The 20,468-nt window shown below is 58.1% G+C and carries 13 protein-coding genes; 8 read left to right on the top strand and 5 right to left on the bottom strand.

The window, feature by feature from the left end:
- The first annotated feature begins 67 nt into the window (after nucleotides 1-67).
- From AC3WJM_RS12480 to AC3WJM_RS12450, 7 genes are all read left to right on the top strand, one after another.
- Nucleotides 68-604: an HNH endonuclease gene (locus AC3WJM_RS12480; protein WP_492272000.1), complete on the top strand. Its 537-nt coding sequence runs from the start codon at nucleotides 68-70 to the stop codon at nucleotides 602-604.
- 199 nt (nucleotides 605-803) lie between these two features.
- Nucleotides 804-2,033 (top strand): Fic family protein, encoded by a 1,230-nt coding sequence (locus AC3WJM_RS12475; protein WP_492272023.1) that lies wholly within the window; start codon nucleotides 804-806, stop codon nucleotides 2,031-2,033.
- Between the two features lie 1,388 nt (nucleotides 2,034-3,421).
- On the top strand, nucleotides 3,422-4,525 hold the full coding sequence (locus AC3WJM_RS12470; protein WP_492271999.1) for a DNA cytosine methyltransferase: 1,104 nt from the start codon (nucleotides 3,422-3,424) through the stop codon (nucleotides 4,523-4,525).
- 161 nt (nucleotides 4,526-4,686) lie between these two features.
- Complete coding sequence (locus tag AC3WJM_RS12465; RefSeq protein ID WP_492271998.1) at nucleotides 4,687-7,977, top strand: sacsin N-terminal ATP-binding-like domain-containing protein; 3,291 nt, start codon at nucleotides 4,687-4,689, stop codon at nucleotides 7,975-7,977.
- A 2-nt stretch (nucleotides 7,978-7,979) separates the two neighbouring features.
- On the top strand, nucleotides 7,980-9,542 hold the full coding sequence (locus tag AC3WJM_RS12460) for an ATP-binding protein (protein ID WP_492271997.1): 1,563 nt from the start codon (nucleotides 7,980-7,982) through the stop codon (nucleotides 9,540-9,542).
- Between the two features lie 144 nt (nucleotides 9,543-9,686).
- Nucleotides 9,687-10,544 (top strand): PD-(D/E)XK motif protein, encoded by an 858-nt coding sequence (locus AC3WJM_RS12455; protein WP_492271996.1) that lies wholly within the window; start codon nucleotides 9,687-9,689, stop codon nucleotides 10,542-10,544.
- Complete coding sequence (locus AC3WJM_RS12450; protein ID WP_492271995.1) at nucleotides 10,544-13,636, top strand: Z1 domain-containing protein; 3,093 nt, start codon at nucleotides 10,544-10,546, stop codon at nucleotides 13,634-13,636. Before AC3WJM_RS12455 ends, AC3WJM_RS12450 begins: the two co-directional genes overlap by 1 nt.
- Nucleotides 13,637-14,162: 526 nt before the next feature.
- Here AC3WJM_RS12450 and AC3WJM_RS12445 read toward each other — a convergent pair.
- From AC3WJM_RS12445 to AC3WJM_RS12430, 4 genes are all read right to left on the bottom strand, one after another.
- Nucleotides 14,163-14,609, bottom strand: coding sequence for a hypothetical protein (locus AC3WJM_RS12445; RefSeq protein WP_492271994.1), 447 nt, complete (start codon nucleotides 14,607-14,609; stop codon nucleotides 14,163-14,165).
- 190 nt (nucleotides 14,610-14,799) lie between these two features.
- The gene (locus tag AC3WJM_RS12440) at nucleotides 14,800-15,288 is read right to left on the bottom strand and encodes a hypothetical protein (RefSeq protein WP_492271993.1); all 489 of its coding nucleotides are present in this window, start codon (nucleotides 15,286-15,288) and stop codon (nucleotides 14,800-14,802) included.
- A 26-nt stretch (nucleotides 15,289-15,314) separates the two neighbouring features.
- Nucleotides 15,315-15,938 (bottom strand): hypothetical protein, encoded by a 624-nt coding sequence (locus AC3WJM_RS12435; RefSeq protein WP_492271992.1) that lies wholly within the window; start codon nucleotides 15,936-15,938, stop codon nucleotides 15,315-15,317.
- A 209-nt stretch (nucleotides 15,939-16,147) separates the two neighbouring features.
- Entirely contained in the window at nucleotides 16,148-16,468 is a 321-nt protein-coding gene (locus AC3WJM_RS12430) for a helix-turn-helix domain-containing protein (RefSeq protein ID WP_492271991.1), read from the bottom strand.
- An 84-nt stretch (nucleotides 16,469-16,552) separates the two neighbouring features.
- On the opposite strand from AC3WJM_RS12430, the gene AC3WJM_RS12425 reads away from it, so the two are divergent.
- Nucleotides 16,553-17,812 (top strand): endonuclease VII domain-containing protein, encoded by a 1,260-nt coding sequence (locus AC3WJM_RS12425; protein WP_492271990.1) that lies wholly within the window; start codon nucleotides 16,553-16,555, stop codon nucleotides 17,810-17,812.
- A gap of 672 nt (nucleotides 17,813-18,484) precedes the next feature.
- Here AC3WJM_RS12425 and AC3WJM_RS12420 read toward each other — a convergent pair.
- Nucleotides 18,485-18,892, bottom strand: coding sequence for a hypothetical protein (locus AC3WJM_RS12420; protein ID WP_492271989.1), 408 nt, complete (start codon nucleotides 18,890-18,892; stop codon nucleotides 18,485-18,487).
- Between the last annotated feature and the right edge of the window lie 1,576 nt (nucleotides 18,893-20,468).

Genomic DNA, 20,468 nt, shown 5'->3' with positions numbered 1-20,468 from the left:
GTGGTGGGCGCGGGTACACGGCCCGCTAGCGGCAGGACGATATCGGCAACAGGGTACGATGCAAGACATGTCTCAGGATCGCCCCGCCGTCCCTCGCGCACTGGAACGGCGTCTCAAAGAAGAAGCTGGGTACCGTTGCGCAATTCCGCGATGCGGCGGAACTGTTCGACTAGAGATGGCGCACATCGAACCTTGGGCCAAGGTCAAGGCGCACTCGTTCGAGAACATGATCTGCCTTTGTGGGGATTGCCACTGGCGTTATGACCAGCTCGGCGAGATCCCCAAACTGTCCATCCTCCAGTTCAAGCGGAACCTGAGCCTCCTGTCCCACCGCTATACCCAAGTCGAACAACAAATCCTGCGACACTACGCCAAGCTTGCAGCAAGTGGTACGCCGCCGGCAGATCACAGCTACGTCATTCATTCCGGGATGATGCTACTTCTCACAAACCTCTTGGATGATGAGCTCTTCCGGACTGGACCGATGCCAGGGCAGATGGTGACGAGGGGCCCGATTGTGCAGCAAGACTTGATGCTGTTGCTCACCCCAACTGGATCGGATTTCATCATGAAGATGGTCGCCGCGGAGGACCTCGAGAATTAGACACCCAGCGGGCGCCGCCGCGGATGCTCCCGCACAAAGCAACCCCAAGGGCTGGCGGCGGTGATGAGGGGCGTTGGATAGGTGGGAATGGCGGAGCGGGTCTAGACAAACCGCGGGGACACCAGCGGAGGACATTAGGTTGGACATTGAACCGGACATTGAACTGGACAAAATAGGACAAAGTATCTATTGTCGGGTCATGATAGAGCGCCGATACGAGTCTCAGAACCCGTGGATTTCCTTCTCCTACCGTGCCCACAAAAGCTCCCTGTGGATGCACTTGGGTGAAGCGTTTTCTAAATGCCAGCACCTCGCGGGCACGCCTCTCCCACCAGCTGTTGAGCAGCGCTTGGCACAGATATACCTCGCAAAGGGCGCGCTTGCCTCGACAGCAATTGAAGGAAACACTCTGACGGAGGACGAAGCGGAAGCCATCCTCAACAACGACCTCAGGCTGCCACCTTCGCAAGAGTATCTGGAGACAGAGCTTAAGAATGTAGCGGCGGCTCTCGGGGCTGTGGATCAGTCCGCTGTGGCCGCCTCCGGTTTCCGCGTGACTCCGGAATGGATCCGTGAACAAAACCGGATGGTGCTGCGAGGGTTGGACCTCGACACTCACGTTGTTCCCGGTGAGTACAGCACGCGACAGATGGTAGTCGGAACATACAAGGCCGCACCCCCCGAAGATGTTGAGTTCTTAGTGGAACAGCTGTGCGAGTGGCTAAACAACAGCTGGCTGAAGACGGTAAGCAATCCCTCGACGCCCCCTGAAGATCGGTTCGCAGCGTCCTTCTTCGCCGCCACTCTTGCCCATTTGTATATCGCTTGGATCCATCCCTTCGGTGACGGCAACGGCCGCACCGCCCGACTTCTAGAATGCGCCATACTGGCGCACTCGGGTGTCGTCCCCTGGGTTTCCAGCAATGTCCTCTCCGATTTCTACAACCGGACCAGGACGAAGTATTACCGCAAACTTGATGCCGCCTCGAAACAAAACGACATTGACGGGTTCATTGCCTACAGCGCTGAAGGTTTCGTGGACATGCTCCGCCAACAAATTGACAGAGTGCGTGGCTTGCAGCGTCGAATAGCGTGGACGAACTACGTCCATGAGTGCTTCAGCAAAGAAACGACGGGAAAAGCAAAAGACAGGCGGAGGGCCCTCGTCCTCGCCATGCCCGAAGATAAGGTCACATCGCGGAAAGACATCCCGGGGTTGACCACGTTCCTGGCCGGCGCCTACGCCGGTCATGAGCAAAAGATCATTTCGCGTGACATCTCCAAACTGCTCGAGCTGGGTCTCATTCGCAACGAGAAGCGCGGTTACCTCCCAGCCATAGACATCATGGATGCATTCCGGCCTATTGCCCCTGAATGGGCACCCGAACTGTCTAGCCATGTCCCTGCGGAAGTTTGGAATATGGTGTAGCCCGTGTCAACTGGACGTCGTTTTGATGCGGCGAATGAAATCGCAGAGAGCTCGTCCAACTTGCTTGGATCACTAGCGGGCGTGATAGTTGGGGCAATCGCCGGACCTGAAGGTGCCATCGCCGGCGCTGTTACCGGCGCTGTAGTAGCACCAATCATCCAGGAGACAGGAAAAAGAGTCCTTGCGCGCGCTCTAGGTTTTTGGGAACGAAAGCGCGTTGACGCCGCGGTTGAACAAGCGGGACGAGCCATCCGGCGGAATCTCGATGCCGGAGGCGCAATACGCACCGACGCCGACTTCTGGGCCTCCTGCGGCGGGTTCGCACCAGCAGTCCAGGAAGTATTCGAAGCTACTCTAAATGCCGTGAGGAACGACCCTGAAGAGCGAAAGGCGCCGTTCATGGGCACTCTCTTCGCATACATCGCATGTGACGAACATCTCTCGCGATCGGCAGCCCACTGGGCCGTAAAGACGGCCGAATCTCTTACATGGTCGCAATTCCAGCTCTTGGCCTTAGTCGCGCGTGCAAGCGAATTCGATCTGGCTGCTATCGAAATCGGGAAGTCCGGCCCAACATGGGACAGCTTCGGTCTCCACCAGGAGTTGAGCAACCTAGGCGTGGGAGGTCGCTATCTAATCCATGGCGGGACCGAACCAACATGGAACGGGATTGATGTGCCAACGCGGAAGCTTGACCGCTTTCTACTCAGGAACGAAGGTCCACTCCTATACTCTGCCCTCGGTCTCGAAAGCATCCCTATACCGGAGCTAGCTGGAGTCTTGCGGCGGTTGCAAGGTCCTACTGCCGGCTGAGGTGTGTAGTCGTGGGTGCGGGTACACAGTCCGCTCGGTAGCAGGCTACCCCAATGCCACAGGGCCGCCACCGGCGCGGATCCCGCCTGAACCGAGTTGGTGCGGATAGACTCCCACATGTTGAGCAACGAGGACTTGTTGCGACCCTTGCGGTTGGTCGCGAAACTGTCAGGGTCGTGACCCCTCGCTTTCCCAAGGACCCCCGGCCACCGGCCGCTTTAGATGGGACTAGACATCACAAGAAATCAGGATGCACCGCTGGGATGGTTCCACGCGGTTAAGACAAGGGATGCTGTCGCTCAGGCCCGTGACGGATGGCCCTACTTTGAAGCTGTTGCGCGGGGTTCCGACCCGACGGGAGCAACCGTATTTGAGATTCGTTTCGGCGACGGCGAGTGGATGCTCGCGGTCGAAGGTGACCTGTTAGAGCGAGATCGATAGCATCTCCCCGGGTTGCAGCTAGCAACCTCCTGAAACGCCGACCTCAAGACCGAGATGCGGATCACTGGCCGACCCGCTCCGGGGTTTGGACGCATATACCGGCTTACTCCCCGTAGCCGGCTAGAATCCTAGTCATGGCCAAACCACTACGACTTATTGATCTCTTTGCCGGCGCAGGCGGGATGACCGAAGGGTTCGAGTCCACCGGGAAGTTTAAGACGATAGTCGCAGTGGAACATGACCTGCATGCGGCCGCTACGTATGCCCTTAATCACCAAGCTGAGCAGATCTATGCGGGGAAAATCGAAGATTGGCTCGCAGAGGGGCGAGTGCCTACGGCCGACGTGATCATAGGCGGGCCGCCGTGCCAAGGATTTTCAGCATTGGGTAAGCAAGACGTGTTGGATGAACGCAACTTTCTTTGGCGGAAATATGCGGAAACCATTATCGCTGCGAAACCCAAGTATTTTGTTGTCGAAAATGTGCGGCAATTTTTGAAATCGGGTCAGTATGAAGAATTTGAACGCTGGACTCGACCAGGGAACCCGCTGGAAAAGTATGTTCTTCAGCCGTACCTCTTAAACGCAGCTGACTTTGGTGCCTACCAGTCGCGTGTGCGGAGTATCGTGATTGGCCGCTTGAAGGAGCTTCCTGAGGTGCCCGAACCCGAAGGGGCTTACATCGGCCGCCATCGGACGGTCGGAGAAGCTTTTGCGTCAATTGAGGCGCATGTAGTCGAAACAGCCTTCCCAGAGGTCTCCTTCGAGTACCACGGGCAGCGAATTCCGGGACCGTACAGTACGCGGGATCTGCATGTCACTAGGAACTATACAAAGCTGTCACTAGACAGATTTAGGGAAATTCCGGCCGGAGGGAACAGGTTCAACATTCCCACGGGCTTGCTGGCTAACTGTTGGAAAAATCATAAGACCGGGTCAGGCGACGTGATGGGACGGCTGCGAAATGACCGCCCTTCGGTGACTATTCGAACAGAATTCTTCAAGCCCGAAAAGGGCCGGTATCTCCACCCCAACCCGAGCGTGCACCGGGCAATAACGCACTACGAGGCAGCAAGGCTCCAGGGCTTTCCGGATGACTACAAGTGGGCCGGATCGAAGACTTCCATAGCTCGCCAAATTGGTAACGCAGTGCCGGTGCAGCTTGCGAGTCACCTGGCCAACCTGGTTGCCGCCCAATTTCATGCTGGGGTCGTTGTGTCCGGCAAGGAGTCCGTTTAAGCTCAACGGGCACGGCTTCGGTACCGCCTGCTTCGGTACGGCCGCCAGGCTGGTAGAACTGTCTTACAACAGCGTGGTTTTCTGACATACACAGATCCTGCGGGGGAGTAATCTTGCCATACGATTCTTGGGCGGACACAGATAGTGATCTGAGTCGCTTCGTGGCAAGCGAGACTCTTGAAGCGCTGAATGCATACAAAGCCCGCCCGGACTTGATTCGCGAACACAGCAACATTGAACAGGCCATCACCCAGAGCGGCTACGGTCGCAAACAGCTGAATGAGCTGATTCAGAACGCCGCAGATGCCGTCGATCTTCCAAATGGTCGCGTACGCATCTTACTGACCGACGGAACGTTGTATTGCGCCAACGAGGGGGCACCGTTCACTGAGGCGGGTTATCGCACACTGATGCTCTCCCATTCCTCTGAGAAGAGGGACGACCAGATCGGGCGGTTCGGACTCGGATTCAAGTCCGTCATCCAGATTTCGGACTCCCCTCAGATTTTCAGTAAGAGCGGTTCCGTCAGGTGGGACCGCCGCCACAGCACCGAACTCCTTGAACCGCTGCGGCCGGGGCTGGGTTCGTATCCAGTCTTGCGAATCGCCACACCGGTCGATCCTGTAGCTGCTGCCAGCTCGGATCCCGTTCTTGAAGAACTCATGGCATGGGCTACTACCGTCGTGAAGCTCCCCTTGGTTCAGCAGGCTGCATGGCTCAGCGAGGAGATGAGGAAGTTTCCCCACGAGTTTCTGCTATTTTCCCAAAACATAGGCCTCCTTGAATTCGACAACAGAATAGAAGGCACTCTTACTGCCTGGTCTGCACGCCGCGATGGCTCCGACATCCTCCTCGAAAACGATGATGTGCAGGAGGAATGGCGGATCTTCCGATACAAGCATCACGTCAGCCCCCAAGCGGCTGTTGAGGCAGGATCTATCGCAGCCCGGGAAACGGTGGACGTCACTTGGGCAGTACCCATCAAGGGCAACCCCCGCCGTCAACGCGGTTCATTCTGGAACTACTTCCCAACGAGTCATACGACCTCCCTAAGAGGAATTGTGAACGCGGCCTTCAAGATGAACGAAGACCGCCACAGCATGCTCCACACGCTGTATAACAAGGAAATTCTGCAGAAAGCCGTCCCGATGATGGTTGCGCGGGCGTTGACATCTTTCCCTGACGACGCCGACCCTGCCGGGTTCCTGGACTTATTGCCCGCACGTGGGCGGGAAGCCCCTTCGTGGGCCGACTCTGTCATCAATGAACCCATCTTCGCCGCGCTAGCGGCGGTCCGGTGCCTGCCCGACAGGGCCGGAGAGCTTCAGCTCATTTCGGATCTCTTGTTCCCGCCAGATATGGATGAAGCCACTCGGCTCGAGGAGATGTGGGATAGCTGGGTTGGGCTTGATCGGCCGTGGTTGCATCGTTCAGCTTCCACGACCAAGGAGCGGCGGCTTATGGTGCGACGCCTCTTGGGTCTTGCGAACAAGGGGAGAGCCCCGGTTGAACTATGGCTTGAAGAGATCATCTACGGCCGCCGTCTGGACGATTTCGAAAATGCTCTTCGGATGGCGGTCGAGATTGACAAGCACCAGCCAGACTACCGGTCCGCGATGCGCCGGAGTCGCATCGTGCTTATGCAGGATGGCAGTGCCCGGCCGCCGATTACTTCAAAAGTATTCCTCCCCATAGACGAAGAGGACGAGGGAGATAACCTCGTCTCTTATGAGTTGCTGCATCACGGTGACGTCAGCACCCTTCTCAAGGCGCTGGATATCCAAGCCCTTGATAACAGAGGAAAAGTTGACCGCATCGCCCGCCAAGTTGCAAAGGACTACGAGGACGAAAGTGCGGCCGAATCTCTGTGGCGACTTTCTCGGGCGCTGCCGGTTCCGGAAATGCTTGCCATTATCGGCGACCGCCTTGATATCGGTAAACTCCGCGTTAGGTCAAAGGACGGTCGGTGGCGTCCGACCGCCGACGTCTGGCTGCCCAATGGTCTCATCCCCACTAACAGCATCGGTGACGAGCACCTTCTCGTTGATGAGCTATTTCATCGGCAAGACCTCAACCTGCTGAAAAACCTGGAAGTGAAGAGCAGCCTGGCGGAGCCCGCCACGGTGAAAAATGGACCAACCTACGACCTATGGAAGTCGGCTGAAGCTGCAAGAATTTCTGCTGAATCAAGAAATTCACCCGTTCCAGTGTCAGAAGCATCACTTCGCTTCAGCCCGGTCCTGGCCACCTCGGGCCTTCACCTCCTGTGCAAAGCATCCATCCGTACTCGGGAAAAAGTCACTCAGAGGATCCTCTCTGACACTCAATACAAGACAAAAGTCGAATTCAGCAGCGCCTACAAGAGCGCGCAAATCGTTGATGGGCCAGATATGTGGTGGGTGCGGAACTATGGTGTCCTCCAAACCCGACTCGACTTGGTGGACGTGAAATATTGTGCTGGGGCCGTTGAGGGGATTCCGGTGGGGTTCCTTCCCTACCCCGGGCCATCCCACGCCGAAAAGCTCGATCTTCCAGACTCCGTCGACAAAGTTAACTGGGGTTACGCTCTGCCGTTGGCCGAGCAGAAACTCCCATGCGGTCGCGTTCATGAATTGTATGGACTCTTGGCAAAACTTGGCGTTCGTCGACCGGCGGAGCTATTAGTCCAACAGCCGGACGGCACCACTACGCGATACCCTGCAGAGTTCATAGCGGTTGCTGAAGACGACGACACCTATCAGTTCCTTCTGCGGTCCGCAAAGGTCGCGGCACTTTATACGGGGAACCCAGAACTGACCGAGCCCCTCGCGGAGCGATGGAAGCTGCACGCAGTCAAAGTGGAGTTTTTCAGCGCCTTCGAACATGTGAAAGATGAGGAATCGGAAACGGAGACAACCAGCTCCCTGTATCCCTTCCTTCACCAGATTGAGTCGAAAATAAAGCGAAGCACCAAGTGCATCCCGTGTCTGTCCCTAAGCACTGTCCGCTCAAACAGCTATAACGAAGAGCAAGACGTGGAACATCACGAGACGTTTCGCGACGGCTCAAATTTCTATTATGCCTCCACTCTGTCCAGCAGAAGGCTACTCACCGCCCTGCTCCAGGATGCTGGGAGCTCCCGCCGCGCCGCCGATGTCGAAGCGGAGATGAGACGGCTGGCCAAGGTAGAACGCACGCTCCCGGGAATCGATTCCGAACCAGACCCAGAGCCTGAACCACTCAAGACACACGCCAGCGGATTCATCCCGATTGACGCGTCCAGGAACCTCAGCGAACAGATGACGCTAATCGAACGAGCAGTTCTTCGCTACCTGGACACCCCTGATGCAAATGTTTTCGATCTCAGGCTCAACTTCGAGGTCGATGTCTCGCAAGGCATCACAAATGAGGCGATCAGCAAGGTGACGGAAAATGTGTCGAAGCTTGGTGGTCAAGCAAGGTTCGAGGACTGAGAATGCCCGCCAGATATGAACTCGACGAACGGCAATGGTCTAATGAAACCGTTTTGCCCGACCCCTCGACGATCGCGGCTATCGGGATGCACCACAACCTCACGAGTGCGCTGGCAGACCTCGTTGATAACTCCATCGACGCTACGGCCAGCCACATCCGGATCCGCTTCGTGCAGCGCGGGACCACCATCCTCGGGCTCCAAATCATTGATAACGGGCGAGGCCTTACTGTTGAGGGGATCAAACAGGCGATGACCTTCGGGGCGCGACGTGAGTACGGGCCTGAAGATCTTGGGCATTTTGGGCTCGGCCTTAAGGCGGCCTCTCTATCTCAGGCGACCTCCTTCGAGATCTATTCTCGCCAAAAATGGGGACCTGCAGTCGGACGCCGGATGGATCAAGCAGTAAGTCAGAACTTCAGTGTCGGAGTAATGGAGCCTGGAGCCGCAAATGAACGGCTAGACGGCGTTGCTGGCATGGAATTACCAAGTGGCACGTTGGTGGAGTGGCGAGGTCTGAAGGACGTAATACACACGTCCGACCAAGGGGAACTCACCGAATGGAGATCAGCCAAGCTTCGCTCTATTCGCGAGCACTTGGGTATTACCTTTCATCGTCAACTGCACCTAGGCAACGTGGAGATAGACATAGACACGTTCGACGTTGAGCGAAACAGAGCCCTCCCTCCCATCCAAGTTGATCCCATCGACCCCTTCGAGGGCTCCTTGCAGCAGGACGGCTATCCGCGCAACTTTGTCGTCGACCTTCCAGACGGTGCATCGTGCACGATCGAGGGGCACCTGTTTCCTCCTCGTCTAAACTCGGCAGCTTTCGATTTATACGGGGAACCGGGAGAAGCGAGGCAGGGAATCTACTTATATAGACGAGGCCGGCTCCTATCGGGCGGGAAAAACTGGGCAGGTCTCCGTCTCCCCAAGAAAGAGTTGGGACTCGGCCGAATCAAAATCGACCTTGATGCTGCTAACGAGCACTACATAGCACTCAACCCGGAGAAGGTCACACCCGTATACTCCGCGGACTTCACCAAAGCGATGGCTCGGGCCCATACATCGGGTCCTTCACCCTCCCACCTAGATTCATACTTTATGGACCTTCAGAGAGCCCACAAGGAATCCAAAAAGACCAAGCGCCAAGAGATCCGGCTCGTTGAACCGGCCGTCGGGTTGAACCCGCCAGTCGTGTCCCGCCTCACTGACCTCCAGGATTTCGCTGACTTCGATCCCATCGATTTGCGCTTCGTTACCCTTCCATCCACAGAACTATTTCGGGCCGATCGGACAGCGCGACGAATCGACGTCAACGTAGAGCTCGTCCGAAGGATCTATGGTTCCGAAGGCCGCTTGAGCAACCGAGACGGTCAACTGCTCAAGACCTTCCTCTATTTCCTCCTTGAAAGCGACTTCAAAGTTGAACAACGATGGAACGTCGTACGGGAAGACAGGCATCGCATCCTCAATGACGTGCTGTTGGCGGCCTTTGCAGAAGATTTCAACCAGCCGAACCTTCAACAAGACCAGGCACTCGAGAAGGACGGCGGTGACTAACAGATGGACCCAGATTCGCCCGACGCGGTTCGTAGACTTGAGCCCGAAACCATCGAACGGTATTTCAAGTCACCAAATACTGTCGTGCATCTGCTTTCACAAGTTCCTCGATGCGAGCTTCGCATCGAACCCGCTACCGAAAGCATGGAACTTCGCGTTCCGAGGGACGGTTCGAACCCCGATCTCAGTCCTTTCGAGAACATTGAAATTGACTACGCCACCGACCCGAATCAGGACTGCTTCGTCCTCAGGCTCGCCGCCGGTGGAATGCACTACGCCGCGTACTCGTTCGTAGCCAAGATCGCCGAGGAATTGCAGAAGGGCCACTTCTTTTCCAGCGCGATCTCCCACAGCCTCAAAGAATACGAGCTGCTCATCCAGAGCCGTAGGCTACTGAGCTCCGAGAAGCAGACCGGGCTCTTAGGAGAACTGCTGCTGCTGACGTATCTCTGCAGTATCGACCCGGTCTCGGCCTTAACATCGTGGCTGGGGCCAGAATCGGAACAACACGATTTCTCGTTCGACACCTTCGACTTGGAAGTCAAGACGACGAAATCAGAACGGCGAACTCACCGTATTGGATCAGCCACCCAGCTTGAACCCACCGAGAACCGTTCTCTCTTGTTTCTCTCCATTCAGCTCACTGCGGCTGGCGGCGCAGACAACGCATTCAGCCTGGTGGAGCTGGTAGACAATATTCAAAACCTCCTTGGCCCCGATACGCTGCCGTTCGACGAATACTTGGTCAGACTTGGATGGAGGTGGTCCGACGTGGAGTCATATCGCACAAGGTACGTACTCCGTTCCCGCCCAGCTTTTTACCCCGTAGACGAACGCTTCCCCTCGCTGCAGAACTCTGCTCTACGGCAGGCGATTCCCAACTACGAGCATCTATCGGAAATTTCTTATCGGACCGACGTCTCACACCTACAGCCGGCTTCGGTCCCGGACGCACTAAACGGGTTTGCGGCCTATGCGAATTCGCGACTACGGAGGTCCTGATGCCCAATACAGAAACCAGAAAAGACGCAATCACTAGTGCCATCGCGATGATTGCCGAGAAGGGCCCGAAGCTACTCCTCAACCGTGTCAATTTCTCCCTCGAGGAAGACGGCGTCGAGACGATCACACCTTCGGAGCTGACCGATCTCCTGACCCTGGAAGGAGATCCGAACGATCCCGCCCAAGTCGAATTCCGTTTGGCGTTGTCCAGATGGGATCAGACGACCGATTCACAGTGGCTAAGCGAGGCGCCCAAACCCGCTACCCATCCGAAGGGCCGGGAACGACGCGCGTACGTGCTCGGGAAACTCGGCTTTTTCGAGCATGAATTTGATGTCATCAACTCCTTTTACCCGATCATCAACGCTGGCACAATCGTCGCGAATCCCACCGACGACGGCCGATGGCCGTGGTACTCATCGGAGCGGCGGACGCGCAGCCACTACTGGGACGTCTACCAAGGGATACTCAAACGCCGCGGCTTCGATGCCGATGCAATCGTGGCGTTGGACGAATCCACCACGGAAATCGTTAGCCGGTTCGCCGACCCCACATGGGACGAAACCTACCAAACCAAAGGCCTTGTCGTAGGACATGTCCAAAGTGGGAAAACGGCCAACTTTACAGGCACCGTAGCCAAAGCGATCGACGCCGGCTACCGGCTCATCATCGTACTGACCGGAACCCTTGAGCTTCTTCGAAGCCAAACCCAGCGGCGCCTAGACAAGGAACTCGTTGGCTTCGAAAACATCGTAGGCGGGATTGACCTCTCCGACGAAGCACTCGCGCGAGAAAACATCGACTACATAGCGAACCAGGACGCAGACTGGTTAGCAGGCGACCAGTTTGTAAAGTTCGGCTACGACCCGGAGAGCGTTCCTGGAGTCCCCCACATTATCCGCCTTACAAAAAGCACGGACGACTATAAGTCACTCAGAGCGGGCCTCAGTGCTCTTGACTACAAATCACACATACGTAACCAACAGAAGATTTACCACCCGGACAACCTGTGGGACACGCCGGTCCGGCTCGTCGTGATCAAGAAGAACGCAACGGTCCTGCGCAAGCTAATCAAAGACCTCAAACAGATCCGTGGCAACACCCAGGACTATCCCGCGCTGATCATCGATGATGAGGCTGATCAGGCCGGAATCAATACCAAGAAGCCCCCTGTGAAGCTCACCAAAGAAGAACAGGACGAAGAAAATAAGCAGGCCCGAGAACGGACCGCCATCAATAAACTCTTGTCCGAGCTTTTGGGAATCTTGCCGCGGGCCCAGTATGTGGGATACACGGCGACCCCGTTCGCCAATGTTTTCATTGATGCTTCTGACGTTGATGACATCTACCCCAAGGACTTCATTTTCAGTCTGACTCCGCCCGACGCCTACATGGGAGGCCGCTCCTTCCACGACCGTCATCTACTCCTTGCACCCGACGAGACCAAGACCCCTGCAACGAGTAACCAAGCAGCGTATGTAAGAAACATATCCTCAACGTCACAGACCGCTGAGCTCAGGCAGCGCGAAATGCAAAGAGCCATGGATTCGTTTGTTCTCTCCGGAGCAATCAAGCTGTGGCGCAAAGCCAGAGGCAGTAAGGGCGACTTCAAGCACCACACAATGCTCTTCCATGAATCCGTCAAGCAAGTCGAGCACAACGCTCTCGCGGACGAAATCCACCTGCTATGGAAGCGATCGGATTATCTGGGCTTTGACGGATATGATCGTATGGCCGAACTTTGGGCAAACGACTTCGCCGTGGTCATGCAGGAACTGACGCAGAGGACCGACTCTGAGTTTCCCGATCCACGGACACATCAGATCCCTTCTTCATTTGACGACGTCGCGGTATACCTCCCCGAAGTCGTGAAGCGTGTCGAGGACGGCCTCCGTCCAATTGCGGTCGTAAACGGCGACAAAGACAGCGAATACACCCAGGCAGGCGCCGACTTCCAGAAGGGGCCCGTGTGGAAAATACTGGTAGGTGGGGCAAAGCTCTCCCGTGGCTACACAATTGAAGGTCTCACCGTGACCTGGTACTCACGAAGAGCACTAGCCGCCGACACCCTGATGCAGATGGGCCGATGGTTCGGGTACCGACCCGGTTATCGAGACCTGGTGCGGCTATACATCGCACGAAATGTCCCGGCGTCGGCCAGGAACCCTAAGCCATATGACCTTTACGAAGCTTTCGAGTCGATTATCGGCGACGAGGAAGAGTTTCGAGATCAGCTCGAACAGTTCGCTGAACTGGATGAAGATGGACAGCCACAGGTACGCCCCATCGACATTCCGCCGCTCGTATCACAAAGCTTGCCTTGGCTCAGGCCGACCGCACGCAGCCGCATGTACAACGCCCAAATCGTCCAATACGCCAAAGGTGACCGTTTCAAGGACTTCTTCTTTCTGCCGCCCCGGGATCCGAAGCAAAGCAAGAACCGCGAAAATCTGAGGGCAATGGTGCCCGTGCTCAACCGACTCACCAACAGGGAAACGTTCGAATACAGAACGGCCGCCAACAAGCTCTCTTCTTTCGACGCCAAAACAGGTCTCGTGCCAGCACAGGTCGTTCTTGATGCACTATCTCTATTCGAGTGGAGCAAACCAGGTCTTGCTGATCCGGACATTCAATTCGTCAAAGAAGCCATCAGCAAGGGAAGCATCACCGACTTCAAAGTTGTCATAGCAATTCCTTCAAGAGATCCGGTCATGCGGATGATTGATCTCGATGAGACGGGAGCTAGCAAGTTCCCCATTATTGAACGAAACAGACGCGAACGCGGAGACTTTTCTGGATCGTCTCAATGGACACGACAGCCCCTTGAAGACCAATACACCAAGGAGAAGGAGCTGAACGATCCTTCTTCCCGCACAACCGGGGCCATCATACTTACCCTCGCCGCCGACCAGTGGAACGGCCAAACCGCATTCTCCGAACCCGCAGCATTGGCTGCGGACGTAGTTAATCCGGAGGACATCGCAACACTCTTCTCGTGGGCCCTTCCCCACGCCGCTGCACCAAAGGGAAAGGCGGGCTTCAGCGTACGGGCGCCTGACCGCCCACATGCACCGACGGTTGAGGCGTCGTAGACACCAGTGGCGGCATCGGGCGGGAAGCAGGCGTTTCAGGTGCCCGAAGCACGACCGGTTCTAGATCCTCGGTGGTAGTTAGCCCGATGCACGATCACGTTAAGTCTGACGCTCGTCGAAACAGGGTCACCGGACGTCGACAAGCCGATGGTCCCGCGCGCTGGCCAGTCCGCGGAGCGAAGAGCGATGTGTTTGGGTTGCTCCCCTTTGAGAACTGGTCGTTGAAATCCGTTACTAAACTCTGGCTTGACCGCGCGCCATGCCACTCCGGCTAGGGGTAGCCACCCTGGGGGCTACGTTGATAGCGACCAAACAAGTGCCATCATCACTGTGGAGGGTCAAGCGCGGCAGATAAGGAACAAAGGGGATGCGGTCAGGAAAGGCCGATTGGTCTACCGGATGAGTTAGGGCAGCACGAGGCGGTTGGCTGCATGTCGGGGCGGTGAGCCAGGAACCCCAGCGGAGTGGCGACACAGGCAGCCGAGCACCTTCGGCGACGGCCGTTGTACGGCAGTCGCCTCCAGTTCTACTTCGTCGCTGTTCTGGTGACTAGGGTTCCACCTAGCTTGGACTGGTACTGCGCCACGTTCTTGTCGTTGATGATCCAGTTCTCGCCAACGAGAACGTTCATACCAACCATGTCAGCGAACTGCTTCATGCCGTCAACTACCGCATCCCGATCTGTCACCGAGGAATAGATAGAAAGGACGGATCCGGCCCCGCATGTCCCAGATTCGGCGGCCCGGGTCACTTGGTTGGTCTGGGTGAACCCTGAGCAGCCGCCGCCGACGTTTACGAATGCGGATTCGAGCGAGGCCACCGAACTATAGTGTTCGCCGTTTGCCGGGACCGTCTTGGTGGGCGTCGGTGTCGAAGTGGCTGCTGCCAAAGCAGAAGCTGTGCCCCCCGCGCATCCTGTTAGTGCTGCAACGCCCAGGAAGCAGACGATTAGAAGTGGCTTTTGGCTGTTCATAACAATTCCTTCAAAATAGTGGTGCGTAGGGTCGCCCGATCCAACACGTCGCATCGCGCGCCGGAAACATTCCTTGGTTTCGGCCAGTTAAGCCAGGCGGTTGAAACTGCGGAACTTAGAGCGGTCTCGCACACGGTCCAGACAAAAGGGCGTGACCCCCCGCGAGGGGCGGCCACGACTTTCCTTCGAATCACCTAGAAGCCCGGCAGGAGTCCCTTGCCGTTCGATACTTACCCATGATCCTTGTCAACTCGGGCTGCAAGCCGTCCATCGAACTGTTGGCCTTGTTGATCGCGGCCACGTCGAATGAAGCCGCCCCGTGAATGGCGTCACCCATGTAACCGATAGCCTGCGATACGCTGGTAAATCCGGAGTCTGCTTGGTCAAGCGCGTCAACGCAGGCCGCGGGCGTGACGTTCACTGTCTTGGTTTCCGTTTTAGTCTGCACCTCCACAACAGGTGCGGGCCGGTTGGCAACCCCGATACCCCCGCCCACCAAGAGCCCACCCAGCAGGAGAGTAGCCGGCAGGACGAACCGCTTGCGACCCGTACCCTTCGGCTCTACCGGGGCCGGCTGTGGCGGCCTGTAGAACTCGGTGGGCGCTTGGTACATCGGAGTCCCCGCGCCCGGATAAGACGGAGCTGGGGCTTGTTGTGGTTCGGTGTTGTTTTCGGTCATGATGTCCCCCTGAACATTTGCTTGGTTTAGAACTTGTATTCCCAGCCCGTGCTGGAGAATGGAGCCTTGAGCACCAGCGTTCCGGTCGGCGCGGGCACGTCCAGGACCAGCTTGGCTGTGACCTTCTCACCCGGCCCCATACCAGCGGACGGGAAGGTTGCGCCATCCGGCAGGCAGCCATAGGTGGCAGTCGAGCCCAAGTTGCCGTTGAAGGTAGTCCCGTTCGCGTCGATGAACTTCCAGTCGTAGCTGCTCATCGAGTAGGTCTTGACGATGGCCCCGGCCAGGTCGGGTGTCGTCTCCGCGCTGACTTCAACGATCACGATGTTGCCGTTCGTGGGTGCGGATGCGTACTTCTCAGTGCAGGCTCCCGGCTTAATGGAGTTGATCGTGAAGTTGACCAGCGACTTGCCGGTTGTGGTGTCCGTAATACCCGCACCTTCCCCAAAGTTCTTGATGATGTTTCCGCGAGACGACTTGGCCGGATCCGCGGCTTTGGCTGCTGTAGTGGGCGTGACTGGAGCAACGCTCGGTGCCGTGGCCGTAGCGGATGCTGTCGTGCCTGAACATGCGGTCAGGCCGAGACCGGCAGACGCAATCAGGACAGCGAGCACCAAGGACTTGGTGTATTTCATTGTGTGAGACCCCATTGATTAAATTCATGCATCGAATATGCGTGATTGTGGGTGCATCGTCTCATAGGAAAACCGACGACAGAGTTATTGACTGGAATATTTCATCAAAGACCGCTAGGAGTTGTTCGCCCCTAAAGGGGCTCCTTGCCAGTACCTTCGATTGCCACCCTCAAGTGCCGTCGATCTCGAAAGCGTTCAACAGTTTCGGGGGGTGTCTGCGGGCCTTAGCTGCCACCGCCGGTCATTGGTCGGCGACCGCCTCGAAACGGCGTGCTTGCTGCCGGGCCCTTGGGCTCCCTGAGGAACTCGGTCACGGGGACGGCCAAAACGTCGGCTATGTCCCATAGGCGCTCGTAGGCGACGCTCTTGCGGCCCCATTCGATCCCGATGATCATGTTTCGGCTTAGTCCCGATTCCAGCGCCAGGGCCTCTTGCGACAGTTCTTGGGCTAGGCGGATTTCCCTGATCCTTGCTCCCACGCTCTGCCTGCGGGCGGTCCAGCGGAGCGTCTGCTCTTCGGACGACTGGTTCGGGCGAGTGGGCACTTATCCATGTCAACTAATATTGTCAGCCTTGTCTGCTCAACTAGTGATACATACAAGCCTTTAGCGGCAGTGAGGAGCGAGGACATGACAGCAGTGAATGGCGGAAACGCCGTCGAGGATTCCGGGAGGGACATGCGGGTGGAAGTTGAATCACGACGACAATTCCCGGCCGGGCCGCGCGCCTGCGTCGGTCCCGGACGGAACGGCCAACAGTTCTGCGGCAAACCTACCGACACGAAGACGTCGGATCTGTGCGTCTCTCACCAGCTCCAGAAGAACAAGGGCAAGGCTCTTCAACCGCTTCGGACGAGGACGGAAAAATCCACATGTACCGGACCGGGCCAAGACGGCGGACTTTGCGGCCGCCGCGTGTACAGCCGCCCGGTGGGACAGGACGACGGTGTTTGTAAGACCCATTACGACCAATTGAATCGCCGCGGCTCTATGGGGCCCATCGAGCCCCGCCTCCCCCCGCTAACAGAAACATGCAGTGGCCCTGGCCAGGACGGCAACGAGTTGTGCGGCCGCCCCGCGGAAGCCCGGGACACACTCCTCTGCTCGCCACACGATAGACAACACAAGAACAACAACGGCGTCCTCAAGCCGATCAGGAAAGTCAACACCCCGGACGGTCCCTGCATCGGCTCTGGGCCCGGCGGGGAGATTTGCGGCCGCCCCATAAAGAACAAATCCCTGAGTCTGTGCGGCGGCCATTATGGCCAGCACCGCAACAAGAAGGAACTGACGCCCCTCAAGTTAGTACGCAAGAGGGGGGAAGCCGCCCGATGCCAATACCCTGGCTGCCGCTATAACGATGCCCCCGGTTGCGAAGGCCTGTGTCAGCACCATTGGCGGCAACAACAGAACGGCCAGCCCCTCACCCATTTGAAGTCGAAACCCAATCGTGGCAATTCCGTGCTTGACCGCGACCCGGTCGGAAACAAGCTCTGCAACACGTGTCATGAATGGAAGCCTGAGGCGGACTTCAGCGCCTCGTCCACGGCGAGGGATGGGCTGAACTACCTGTGTCGGCGATGCCAGGCATCCAACAGGATGAAGGCAAAATACGGCATCGACCTTGATCATTACGAGGCCATGCTGGCAGCCCAGAACGGTTGTTGCGCACTCTGTGAAAAGCCCTTGGCGGCCGGTGGTAAACGCCTGGCCATAGACCATAACCACAAGTGTTGCCCCGGCCCTGCGTCATGCGGGAACTGCGTCCGTGGTCTGCTGTGCCCAAACTGCAATCGAGGCCTTGGGCTTTTCGACGATGACAGCGAAATCATTGAACGGGCATTCCACTACCTCATCCGTGGAACTGCCGCCAGGGTATCCGCCGCTTGAGCGGCAGCCTGGTTCAAGAATTTTCCTTACCGTATTCGGACCCTTGCAGACCCTGACGTCCAGTAATGGGGGGGTAGATAACATACAGGCGGCATAGTCGGCGCGGCAGGAGCGATTCTATAAACAGCTCAGGTTCCAGGACCATTGGAGCGCCGACACCGTTGTAAGAAAAAGCGCTTCTAAGGCCGCCCATACGGCTAGTGCGCGAGGAACACGGCCCCGCCAGGTGCCAGTTTTTGCCAGGCTGGGTTTACGGGGTGCCAGCCGGCACGTCCTTGGACTCAGCCCTAGTTGGCGCTTGCGTGACCAACGTGCGGTCCGGGACAGAGCCACGGCCGATAGCTTGAGTCCAGGGTGGACACCGATCCCCATGTCAGCGTCCATAACAGGTAACGGATGACCCTACGTACAACCGGCGGCCCTGCGGGGCCGCCTTGGACGCTGAGCTGTTCGTTGCAGCAGCATGGGCTGCCCGTAAATCGGACGGCACGGCAGCTCTCCGCAAGCACCCCGCAAGGGTGGGGGTGACTCCCCTCTCTGCTGTCGGGCCCGGCCTCCGCGGCCTTGACAGGGCATCCCCTACCAAGTCGAAGACCTGGTAGGGGATGCCCTCACAGGTTCTGGAGTTTGCGGCGGAACTCGGCGAAGCGTTCCTTTTGCTTCTCCTCTTCCTCAGCTTCCCTGCGGGCCCGTTCGGCGGGGTCGTTCCGCGAGGCCTGGGCCTTTTGCCCTCCGGTGGGCCTCTTCTCTCTCAGCCTTCGCGGCAGCCAGGCGGTCGAGCCGATCGAAGTCCGCGTTCCACCGGTCCCTCTCCTCGGCCTCCCACTTCTGGCGCTGGAGGCCCCACCGGCGCATGTAAACCACAGGCTCGGCCGGAGCAAGCCTGGGCTTGGGCGCCGGAGGCGGGGGCTCCTCGTAGAACTCCCGCAGTGCCGTGGGGATGGGAGCGGGGCCGCGGGCGGAAACGGGCCGACGTGCTACAGCATTCCGGTGCGCGCTGATGATGAGCAGTATCACGCAGAAGATGGCCAACAGGATGTACCCTATGGCGTCCACCAACACTGCCAACAGCGCAATCATGGCTGAGTATCCCACCCCGAAGGGGCGGTGGATAGAGCCTAACGCAACTGTTCTCGCCCGCCGGAAGTGAGGGCGCCACGGCCATGACGTCCTCGGGTGTGGTGGCCGATAGATCGCCGCCCCGGGCCTCCAAGCCCCCCAGGTTGAGGACACACTTCACAGCGTCAAAATTCAGCACCACAGGGCCTCTGAGGCGCATCCTGGCGCCGACCAGGAGATCCTCCACCACGTCGAAGGGGCATCGAGCTCCACCGCCCGGGGCTCCTTCGTCCGCCCGGCACACCTGCGTCTCTTGCCAGGACGAGCTGGTAATCACCTTGCACCTGTATTTCTCCAAGGGAGCGATCGCGCATCATGGCACATCCGAGCCTCTCTCCAAGGACGCCCTTGCGGTGCCGAGGACCGCTGCGGCTAGCGGCCTGTTGAGCGCGCCGTGAGGCGCCCGCCCGGACGCCCCTCCGCCTCTTGTGTCCACGCACAGGCCGGACCATCGGGCACCTGCGTCCCTCCAATATGGCGAAGGCCAGGAGGCGCCTCGCGTCTCCGTGCCAACACGCGACGGTGGTCAATCCGCGCACTCGCAGTTCCAACGTTGTGCAGCAAGTTGTCTGCACCCCGATGTCTTGCGACGAGCCCTCCCTGCCAAGCCGACCCTGTCCGCCAGTGCCACGGGCCGCGACCGATTTCTCATGTCAGGCGGCTGGACCTGCCACGACGTTCGCAATGGAGGAAACTCGTCGGCGTTCCCGAGATTACCTTCCGGGATGCTCCCTAAAATCGCGCCCGCACAGGACGAAACCCGGGAAGATGCGCAACGCGTGGGTGGCTCACGGCACTGGGTTGGATTCCCCTGCGTGGGCGGGAACATGGTTGAAGAGCCTTGGACCGAAATCCGACTGGGGTCTTCCGATGGCTCATCGAAACTAGTCGCCGCACCGTTTCCACGAAAACCGCGCCGTTGCGCCCTGGCCCCGCTAGGGATCGCTGCGATTGCGCCGAGGTGAGAAGTCACCGCCGAGCGGGCTCGAGGATCCACCCTCGACACAACTTGAGCACCATCCCTTGTGAGCTCCGACTACACGAAAACTGTGCCCCGTGTCGTGCGATGCGGACAAGGCGCAACGAGCCACTACACCCTTGACGGCGCCCATGCATAGCCGCTGAACTCAAGCCCTTGGCATGGCAAGCCCTCCGGCAGGGGGTAGGGGGAGACCCCGACACGCCTGGGGGCCTTGCCCGGCCGTCACAGCGCCTAGGGTGCCGTACGGGTTCAGAAGCGATTAAATATGATTTATTGCATTCGTCGGTAGAGCCGGCTGAGCCCCGGCACGTATCACTCCTCCATCGAGCAGTCGGCCCGCAAGGCCGACAGGTCAGGAACCCCATCCCCGTCATCGGCACCTCGAGTGTCGAGGACATACGGCCGGTGGCGGTCACGTACTCGAGACCCACGACGGTCGCGCCGGATTCTGGTTGAAGGAGCACCGGCTCGACTGGGCCGGAGGCGGGAGCGGAAAGACTCAATCCTCCGGCTTCCTGCAGGACGCGTCTCTCCGAAATGAGATCTGTCTGATCA

Source organism: Arthrobacter sp. FW306-1B-G06A (assembly GCF_058781765.1).
The sequence above is the reverse complement of the archived record's forward strand: the minus strand, read 5'-3'. Positions and strand labels throughout refer to the sequence as shown.

What these genes read in the sequence shown, in the direction of transcription:
- AC3WJM_RS12475 (WP_492272023.1), top strand. Translation starts at nt 804, where the DNA reads ATGATAGAGCGCCGATACGAGTCTCAGAACCCGTGGATTTCCTTCTCC.
- AC3WJM_RS12425 (WP_492271990.1), top strand. Translation starts at nt 16,553, where the DNA reads ATGACAGCAGTGAATGGCGGAAACGCCGTCGAGGATTCCGGGAGGGAC.
- AC3WJM_RS12470 (WP_492271999.1), top strand. Translation starts at nt 3,422, where the DNA reads ATGGCCAAACCACTACGACTTATTGATCTCTTTGCCGGCGCAGGCGGG.
- AC3WJM_RS12435 (WP_492271992.1), bottom strand. Translation starts at nt 15,938, where the DNA reads ATGGGGTCTCACACAATGAAATACACCAAGTCCTTGGTGCTCGCTGTC.
- AC3WJM_RS12460 (WP_492271997.1), top strand. Translation starts at nt 7,980, where the DNA reads ATGCCCGCCAGATATGAACTCGACGAACGGCAATGGTCTAATGAAACC.
- AC3WJM_RS12420 (WP_492271989.1), bottom strand. Translation starts at nt 18,892, where the DNA reads ATGATTGCGCTGTTGGCAGTGTTGGTGGACGCCATAGGGTACATCCTG.
- AC3WJM_RS12445 (WP_492271994.1), bottom strand. Translation starts at nt 14,609, where the DNA reads ATGAACAGCCAAAAGCCACTTCTAATCGTCTGCTTCCTGGGCGTTGCA.
- AC3WJM_RS12440 (WP_492271993.1), bottom strand. Translation starts at nt 15,288, where the DNA reads ATGACCGAAAACAACACCGAACCACAACAAGCCCCAGCTCCGTCTTAT.
- AC3WJM_RS12455 (WP_492271996.1), top strand. Translation starts at nt 9,687, where the DNA reads ATGGAACTTCGCGTTCCGAGGGACGGTTCGAACCCCGATCTCAGTCCT.
- AC3WJM_RS12480 (WP_492272000.1), top strand. Translation starts at nt 68, where the DNA reads ATGTCTCAGGATCGCCCCGCCGTCCCTCGCGCACTGGAACGGCGTCTC.
- AC3WJM_RS12450 (WP_492271995.1), top strand. Translation starts at nt 10,544, where the DNA reads ATGCCCAATACAGAAACCAGAAAAGACGCAATCACTAGTGCCATCGCG.